2 protein-coding genes and 1 pseudogene are annotated in these 5,390 nt (G+C 40.6%); all 3 read left to right on the forward strand.

The features are described 5' to 3' along the window. Nucleotides 1–674: 674 nt before the first annotated feature. The 3 genes and pseudogenes from F6K40_RS38015 (at nt 675) to F6K40_RS41530 (ending at nt 3,716) form a co-directional block, all read left to right on the forward strand. Nucleotides 675–806, forward strand: a complete 132-nt coding sequence (locus F6K40_RS38015; protein WP_293144813.1) for a hypothetical protein — start codon at nt 675–677, stop codon at nt 804–806. Between the two features lie 24 nt (nt 807–830). Continuing rightward, nucleotides 831–1,445: pseudogene (locus tag F6K40_RS41525) on the forward strand (pentapeptide repeat-containing protein); the annotation flags it as partial. 1,503 nt (nt 1,446–2,948) lie between these two features. Beyond that, complete coding sequence (locus F6K40_RS41530; RefSeq protein WP_375340633.1) at nt 2,949–3,716, forward strand: pentapeptide repeat-containing protein; 768 nt, start codon at nt 2,949–2,951, stop codon at nt 3,714–3,716. Nucleotides 3,717–5,390: the final 1,674 nt, after the last annotated feature.

Here is a 5,390-nt window from a genome sequence, read left to right on the forward strand (position 1 = left end):
TAGTCGGAGCCTGGAAATACGGAATTATCTTTTCTATTGGTCGATTGGATATGGCGAGGAAACCTCGCCATCCCTCGACCGCTTTTTATCCCCTTCAAAAGGGAAGCTTTAGACCACAATCTTTCGGTAATCAATACATTGACAAAAAACTAGAGTCATTATTTATTAGGTAGGGAAAATGTTACAAACTAAATGTAAAATTTCTAAACTTAGACAAGTTTCTATTAATAGAACTTGTAATCAGACATTTTCTGTTGCTATTAAAAAACCCAAATATGGCGTTGCATTATTGCGGGATGATACGCAATTTTTCAGAAGTTTAAAGAAGGCAGAAGGCAGAATTCAACAATTAATAATGAATAATTATTAATTGTTGAAATACTTCTGTTTTTTTGCACTGTTCTACTTATTTAGGGAAGTAGGGGAGATTAAATATTGAAGTATAGTTATAAACATATACGATATAACTGGATTCTAATATGATAAATCTCATAATGTAGCAGTCTGAAATGATTTGTGAAAAAAACTGTGGGGGGTTTGGTTTTTTTATCCGATTTTTACTTTGGTTTGGAGACTAAACCTCGTGAGATAAAGGTGGTTCATTTTCCAGAAAACTGCTGTAAATTTTAGAAGTGCTATAATTAGTCTAATTAAGATTAATATTTAGAGTAATTATGGCAGGTAAACTTTGGCGCAATATTTGGCGAGTTCTCAATACAGAAATAGAGTTAAATTTCTCGGAAACTGTTAAAGGTGGGGTTGAGTCAGCTAAGGCAGTTTTTGAAATAGCAAAAGCAATACAATAAAACAAGGATGCTAAGGAATTAAAACCTTTTATTGAAAATATTAATTCTGTTTTAGATGCACTAAATTCTCCCCTGGGAAAAGTTGTGAAGGAGAGTTTACCTTTTTTGCCTATTGCAACTGGAATTATTTCTTTTATTGTTGAAAAAACTCGTCAGGAACCAACGTTAGAAGATGCAGTGCAGTTGGTTGCTCAGGTGGCTTATTTAGAAAGTTTTCGACAATTTTTTATAGACTTTCCAGAAATTCAAGATAAGCTGACAGAAACTGAAGCTTCGGAAGCGGTACAAAAACAGATTAATAAGTTGGATGAAGAAGTTTATTTTAATGACCGAGATGCTAAGGATACTTTGATTTGTTTTTATGATTCACCTTTGAGAAAAAAGTTTGATGATATTTTACTTGCTCGTTTAAAAGAATCTAGTTTAGATGAAAATACTGCAAAAATTGTCACTGAAAGAATTTCTCGCAATACTCATCGTTATATGAAACAAGCGGTGTCGGAAGTGAAAGATGATGCGAAAAAATTAGCCGGAATTTATGGGGATGGTTGGCAACAAGATTTAGAAGTTTATGGCAGTATTGATAAGTATTTGGAAGACAATATCGCTACTAAACCACAGGAAAAAGTATTTGATGAAAATTTCTCTTTTAAGCAAGTTTATGTACCACTAGAAGTTAAATCTGTTAACTCCGATGGGAAGGTTGAAGAAAGAGCAAGATCCCAGAATATTGAGGAGTGGGGAAAAACAATTTTGCTGGATAAAAACAAAGATAAACAAGTGTTATTTATTCAAGCGGGGCCGGGAAGAGGAAAAAGTGTTTTTTGCCGGATGTTTGCTGACTTGGTGCGCCAGGAATTACATCCTATTTATACGCCTCTTTTGATTCGGTTACGGGATGTCAGAAATTTTGCAGCGAATATTGATGAGACTCTAGCTGATGCTGTGGGTTGGGATTTTGTCAAGACTGATAGCGGTTGGTTGACAGACCGCAATACTCAGTTTCTGTTTTTGCTGGATGGGTTTGATGAGTTATTGTTGGAGCGGGGAGCTAGTAATGAGTTGAAGGTGTTTTTAGATCAGGTGGCGCAGTTTCAGAAACAAGCAACAGAAAATAAAGAGCGTGGTCATCGGGTGTTGATTACGGGTAGACCTTTGGCGCTTTATGGCGTTGAAAGGTTGATGCCTCCTAATTTAGAGCGGGTGAGTATTTTGCCGATGGGTAATGAGATTCAGCAAAAGTGGTTTCAGAAATGGCAGATGGTTGTGGGGGAAGCGGAAACAGAAAAGTTTCGGGAATTTTTGCACAGTCGAAAATGTCCGGAGCAGGTTAAGGAGTTGGCGCGGGAACCACTTTTGTTGTATTTGCTAGCTGCCATGCACCGGGATAAGCAGTTACAGGTAGAGATGTTTGCTACTGCTGATGTTGGTGGGGTAAAAGTTTTGATTTATCAGCAAGCGTTTAAGTGGGTGCTGGAAAAACAGCGAATAGAAGAGGGTAAAAATCTTAATCCTGAAATTACGAAATTGGAGCCAGAAGATTTAGAAATTTTGTTGGCAGAAGCGGGGTTGTGTGTGGTGCAATCTGGTGGCGAATATGCTGCTATAAAAATGATTGAAGACCGACTGGTGAAACAGGGATACAAGGAATTGCAAGCGTTAATTGAAAAAGCTAGGCAAGATCAACGAGAGGATGGTTTGAAAAATGCTTTGGCTGCTTTTTATTTGAAGTCGGCAGCAGCAGCAGAAAATTCCGTGGAGTTTTTTCATAAGAGTTTTGGTGAGTTTCTCTGTGCAAAACGGATGGCAGAAAGTCTGGAAGATTTGACGGATAAAACTGGGAAGCGACGTAAGATTTATGTGCTGTCTGATGAGGAGTTGGAATGGCAGGTTTACGATCTGTTTGGTTATGGCAATTTAACGGCGGAGGTTGTGGAATATTTGATGGCGTTGTTGGTGAAAAGTGAGGTTGAGTTGGCGGTGTTGTTTGAGCGGTTACATGGGTTTTACCTAGACTGGTGTGATGGGAAGTTTATTGAGGCGACCGAGGAAACTTTACCTCAGAAAAAAGCGAGGCAGTTGCAGCAGTGGGGTATTGAGTCTGGGCAACGTCAGGTTGATATTTATACGGGGTTGAATGTGATGATTTTGTTGTTTGAGTTGCATCGTTATGGGCAGTCTCAGGAGGAGTTGCGGGAGCAGTTGCATTTTTATCCTTGCGGTCAAGATGATAGTGAAGATTTTGATGTAGCAAAACTATTGAAGATTATTGGTTATAGTGAATGCCTTGGGAATGGTCTTTTTGTGGAAATAGTAGGTAAGTTTCTCAGAGATGCCGACCTTAGTGGTGCTAAATTGATTCTTACCATCCTTGAAGGTGCTAACTTCATTGATGCCAATCTCATTGGTGCCGACCTCAGTGGTGCCGCACTTACTAATGCCAACCTCATTAATGCCAACCTCAGTGATGCCAAACTTTTTCATACCTACCTAAAAGATGCCGACCTCAGTGATGCCGACCTCAGTGGTGCCGACCTCAGTAATGCCAACCTCAGTGATGCCAAACTTTTTCATACCTATCTAAAAGATGCCGACCTCAGTGGTGCCGACCTCAGTGGTGCCGACCTCAGTGGTGCCGCACTTACTAATGCCAACCTCAGTGGTGCCGACCTCAGTGATGCCGGCCTCAGTGATGCCGACCTCAGTGATGCTGACCTCAGTAATGCCGACCTCAGTGGTGCCTATCTCAGTGGTGCCTACCTCAGCAATATCAAATGGAATAATCAAACGAACTGGTCAAATACTATCGGTTTACATGAAGCAAGAGAAGTTCCAGAAGACCTACAACAAAATCCAGAATTTGCCGCAGCAGTTGCTCGATCGCAAGCAGTAAGTCAACAACAACAGTAAATTTTGTTGAGGTAGAAGCGCGTCTAGACTAAAATTGTAGGTAAAACCTAACCCCCCAACCCCCTTCCCTGCAAGGGAAGGGGGAGAAATGCTCCCCTCTCTTTGCAGGAGAGGGGTTAGGGGAGAGGTCTTCCGGGATGCTGAAACTTACCCACATTTTAAAGATTTTGTAGGGTGCCTTAAGTTTGTAGGTTGGGTTGAGGTCACGAAACCCAACACCAAGATGTATCTGTTGCCTTGCCCGAAAGTCTCGTCTTAGGGAGTTTCCCCCATGAAAAATTTTCGTAAGATAACCTCAAGGAAACCTAACAACAAGCTTGTATATGTTGCCTTGCGCGAAAGTCTCGTCTTAGGGAGTTTCCCCCAAGAATAATTTTCCTAAGATCAGCTCAAGGAAACCCAACAAGCTTGTATATGTTGGGTTTCGCCAGCTCAACCCAACCTACGTTATAGTTTGTAGGTTGAGTTGAGGTCACGAAACCCAACACCAAGATGTATCTGTTACCTTGCCCGAAATTCTCATCTTAGGGAGTTTCCCCCACGAATAATTTTCCTAAGATCAGCTCAAGGAAACCTAACAAGAAACTGGCATTTGTTGGGTTTCGCCCATAGCGATCGCTAATTTTCGCGATTATTGATGTTGGCTCGAACTATTGTCCAATAGTTAAGCCTAACTGATTCCATCTCCAAGTGTTAACATTCTCAAGCTTTGAAGATTTTTTTTGGGAAAAAAGTAGCCCTCTAACATCCGTTGCGCCAGAGTGTTGGCGGAGCCTAGTGGCAGCTATATCGCTAATTTTCGCGCTTATTAATGTTAGCTATTACTATTGTCCAATAGTAAGAGCTAACTGATTCCATCTCCAAGTGTTAACATTCTCTAGCTTTGAGGATTTTTTTTGGGAAAAAAGTAGCCCTCTAACATCCGTTGCGCCAGAGCGTTGGCGGAGCCTAGTGGCAGCTATATCGCTAATTTTCGCGCTTATTAATGTTAGCTATTACTATTGTCCAATAGTAATAGCTAACTGATTCCATCTCCAAGTGTTAACATTCTCAAGCTTTGAGGATTTTTTTTGGGAAAAAAATAGCCCTCTAACATCCGTTGCGCCAGAGCGTTGGCGGAGCCTAGTGGCAGCTATATCGCTAATTTTCGCGATTATTAATGTTAGCTATTACTATTGTCCAATAGTAATAGCTAACTGATTCCATCTCCAAGTGTTAACATTCTCTAGCTTTGAGGATTTTTTTTGGGAAAAAAATAGCCCTCTAACATCCGTTGCGCCAGAGCGTTGGCGGAGCCTAGTGGCAGCTATATCGCTAATTTTCGCGCTTATTAATGTTAGCTATTACTATTGTCCAATAGTAATAGCTAACTGATTCCATCTCCAAGTGTTAACATTCTCAAGCTTTGAGGATTTTTTTTGGGAAAAAAATAGCCCTCTAACATCCGTTGCGCCAGAGCGTTGGCGGAGCCTAGTGGCAGCTATATCGCTAATTTTCGCGATTATTAATGTTAGCTATTACTATTGTCCAATAGTAATAGCTAACTGATTCCATCTCCAAGTGTTAACATTCTCTAGCTTTGAGGATTTTTTTTGGGAAAAAAATAGCCCTCTAACATCCGTTGCGCCAGAGCGTTGGCGGAGCCTAGTGGCAGCTATATCGCTAATTTTCGCG

The sequence above is a fragment of the Okeania sp. SIO3I5 genome (assembly GCF_010672085.1).
Classification (GTDB): Bacteria; Cyanobacteriota; Cyanobacteriia; order Cyanobacteriales; family Microcoleaceae; genus Trichodesmium.